Below are 3,521 nucleotides of genomic sequence, written 5' to 3' on the forward strand. Positions count from 1 at the left end.
AAGCGGCACGTGTAAGCCGCATGTTATCTGACGGTCGGCAATGAATAATTATTTCCCCAAATTTAATATGTAATCAATGTTCAAGTCCAAGCGCTTATTGTCTTCATTGGAAAATCCGGAATTTCTACTGCTTATCTTTGGAGATACAAGCGCAGGCGTAATAATTATCATGTTTTGTGAACTAACCTTGAAACCCAATGCTAATCCTATCTTATAATCTACTTTCTTCATTTTATAGCTACCAATGTTTGAGTTGTAGCCTGCTTTTTTTTCTACAAATATGGCCGATAATTCAGGAGTTAGCATCATCGATTGACTTAGTGAGAGTGATCTATATATTGATAGTCCTAATTTGTAAGTCTTTGATTCAAATGAGTCAAGTGATTCATCAAGATTTTCTGAGCCATAATCTGCATGATAATAGGATAAAACTCCCTTTAGTGAGAAAAATGCAGATTTATTTGTTAATATGGCTACAGAAATATAAGGCTCAAAAATACTTGAAGCAGTTGTGCCGTAATCAAAGAAGTCTTGATCCTCCATACCGACGCCAACTTTCACCCCAACCCCAACAATACTTTCGGTATATTTTTTTGCAAAGCCTATATTTACGGCTGCCTTGCGATTGAGTACTTGATAAGTTTCCATTGCCTCGAGGCCAAAATGAAAGCCCACATCGGATTCCAGGAACTCTGATTGAGACAACGCCGAGTTTGTGAAAGTGAGTATCATTAGGAGAGCGTGAAAAATATTTTTATTCATATTCCCTTTCACAATAGATATGGTTTTATGTTTGCCGACTGTCAGATAACGCTCGGCGGCTACACGCGGTAGCTCGCGCACACAAACGAATGTGTTAATTAAAAACGTGAACTATCAAATAGTCCTCTTAGCTCTGACAGCCGAAACGAAAGTAAGAAGGAACTCATCTCGGCGCGAGGCAAAGAAGTTTTCAAAACTTAAAACATCAAAGAACAAAACTAAACTCAAATTGCGAAACTTTCCAAATCGAACTACCGCCTCGCGTCGAGTCACGTAACAATATTTAGAACTCAACGGCTGGCAGAGCGAAGCCCAATCAAATGGTGCGCGAGCTATCGGCGAATGACGCGCACACAAAAGTGTAGCCTGTGGGGACTCCAAAAAGCGCGTCATGAGCGTACGTGGAAGCCGCATGTTATCTGACGTGGCCATTTTCTCGAAACACTAAACTCAAAAACTACCACTGAATCAATGGATCAAAGTATCTCTGGCCGAACGTGATTCATCGAGCAACACGAAATAAAACGTAACCATAATCAAAGAACGAAACTTTCAAACAGAGACAAGGCCAAGCCTCGTATATTCTGGCCATGTCAGATAACGTACAGCGGCTACACGCAGTAGCACGCGCACACAGATAATTGTGTTAATTAATAACTAAAAGTGTCAAAGAAACTTCATAGCTCTGCGTCCCTAAATCGTGTGAATAAAATCACCGGCACTCGGCGAGACAACAAACTACATATTTCAAATTCGTTCATCATAAACAATATGGATAAGAACGACTACGAGAAAGCCCCTAACACGTCATAAAGTTAAAACAATTGAAATTAACTTACAAAGGAAAATATCTCACCGAGCCGAGTGCAAACAGAAACACGATCAAAGACGATCGGGACGCAGAGCGAAGCCAAATCGTACTGTGCGCGTGCTACTGACGAATGACGCGCACACAATAATGTAGCCTTGTGGGGACATCAAAAAGCGCGTCAGGAGTGAACGTGTAAGCCGCATGTTAGCCGACGTGGCCATTTTCTCGAAACACTAAAGCTTCAAAATACCACTGAATCTAAGAACCAAAGTATCTGGCCGCTCGCAATTCATCGTACAACACGAAATAGAACGTAAGTATGATCAAAGAACAGAACTTTCAAACAGCGACAAGGCCAAGCCTCAAGTATTCTGGCCATGTCGGCTAACGCTCGGCGGCTACACGCAGTAGCTCGCACGCGAGGAAAATTATAGTTAATTAAGAACATACTCAGAACGTGAGCGAGCTACTGGCGAGCGACGCCCACAATCTCTCTATCGTCAAATCAGAAGGCGTCGCGAAGCGGCACGTGTAAGCCGCATGTTATCCGACGGCCCTTTCACTATTTTTTAGGTGACATATCTTTTTCATATTCTTTCGCTAAAATATCAGATTCTATGTAATAAATAGTTAGTTTGATTAATGCAAGAAGGTCGTCTGCATCATGCTCAGTCCATATTCGTAAATAATGGGTTTCGTCATTCCCAAGCCACAGAGCCCGTTTTGCAAGTTGTTGAATTCTGGGATCAGATATGTAATTGTTTACAACTTCACCAGAAAATGATTGTTCGATTTGTGGTATTTCTTTGGAGTCGTTGTCCGGAATAGTTGACTTTGCATAGTCTTTGATCAAAAACTCAAAGGCTTTTCGAAAACCAGGGCCAAAAATATGATTTAAACCAAGTTGCTTAGCGTTTTGCGCTTGTGAATAGATATGGATAAAAGTCGGTGATAAAGATTTGATAGTTGTGGAAAATTCATCACTTCTAAGGGCTTCAGGTACAACTTTTATTAACTCGTTACCATTCAGTTGAGTCATGTCATAGTAGGCAATAAAGTAACTATTACATTTGTGATTTACACAGAGAAAGACCGCTTGACCCAGTGTATCTTTCAAAGTAATGCATTGTGATGTTTGTATATCAACATGTTGTTGGCATCTTGGGCAGATATTTGGGATCTCAAGCGCTCTGGGGTTCCCGTTATAGTTTACTGTGATGTACTTTTCCATCTTTTTCCTTTGGAATGGTGACTGTTGTCAGGGCTGTCGGATAACGTTCGGCGGCTACACGCGGTAGCTCGCGCACAATTAATTAGTGTAAATCAAAAACATAAACTATCAAATTATCTTCTAAGCTCTGACAGCCGAAATCAAACTCAAGTAGATCACCGTCTCGGCGCGAGGCAAAGAAGTTTTCAAATTGTTAAACAATCAAAGATCAAAACTGAATTCATTTATCGAAACATCTCAAATCGAACTATCGCCTCGCGTCGAGAAACCGGTTTACAATCAAAACTCATCGGCTGTCAGAGCGAAGCCCAAGTCGTACGGTGCGCGAGCTATCGACGAATGACGCGCACACAAAAGTGTAGCCCGTGGGTCTCCAGAAAGCGCGTCATGAGTGAACGGGGAAGCCGCATGTTATCTGACGTCACCGTCGTTAGTCCTTTTTCATAAAGAAAAGCGCAAAGAGTTCCTTGGCACGCTTCGCTCCGTCATCGCTCATGACAACTGATTTTGCCTTACTTCGAGGGTCGCTTATCATACCTTTTTCGTGAAGTCGGCCAAGAGCGTCCCAAGCATGCCCCTTCCACGCACGTGTGACACCATGATCTTCAAAGCTCGTAAGGTGAAGAAGAGCGAGCACAGTATCATCAATCTTGTCATTGTCTAGTAACATAGTCTAACCCTTCCATGCTAAGATGGCGGTGATGTCAGATAACGCTC

Annotated in this window: 3 protein-coding genes; all 3 read right to left on the bottom strand. The window is 42.0% G+C overall.

Features of this window, described 5'->3' with window-relative positions; all coding sequences use genetic code 11:
- Window positions 1–48: 48 nt before the first annotated feature.
- Complete coding sequence (locus F9K33_16440; protein ID KAB2877409.1) at window positions 49–762, bottom strand: hypothetical protein; 714 nt, start codon at window positions 760–762, stop codon at window positions 49–51.
- Between the two features lie 1,373 nt (window positions 763–2,135).
- Window positions 2,136–2,804, bottom strand: a complete 669-nt coding sequence (locus F9K33_16445) for a DUF4145 domain-containing protein (GenBank protein KAB2877410.1) — start codon at window positions 2,802–2,804, stop codon at window positions 2,136–2,138.
- 430 nt (window positions 2,805–3,234) lie between these two features.
- Window positions 3,235–3,474: a hypothetical protein gene (locus tag F9K33_16450; GenBank protein ID KAB2877411.1), complete on the bottom strand. Its 240-nt coding sequence runs from the start codon at window positions 3,472–3,474 to the stop codon at window positions 3,235–3,237.
- Between the last annotated feature and the right edge of the window lie 47 nt (window positions 3,475–3,521).

Source organism: bacterium (genome assembly GCA_008933615.1).
Lineage (GTDB): Bacteria > CLD3 > CLD3 > SB21 > SB21 > SB21.

Excerpts from the sequence above, each read along its gene's own strand:
- F9K33_16440 (KAB2877409.1), bottom strand. The coding sequence starts at position 762 with ATGAATAAAAATATTTTTCACGCTCTCCTAATGATACTCACTTTCACA.
- F9K33_16445 (KAB2877410.1), bottom strand. The coding sequence starts at position 2,804 with ATGGAAAAGTACATCACAGTAAACTATAACGGGAACCCCAGAGCGCTT.
- F9K33_16450 (KAB2877411.1), bottom strand. The coding sequence starts at position 3,474 with ATGTTACTAGACAATGACAAGATTGATGATACTGTGCTCGCTCTTCTT.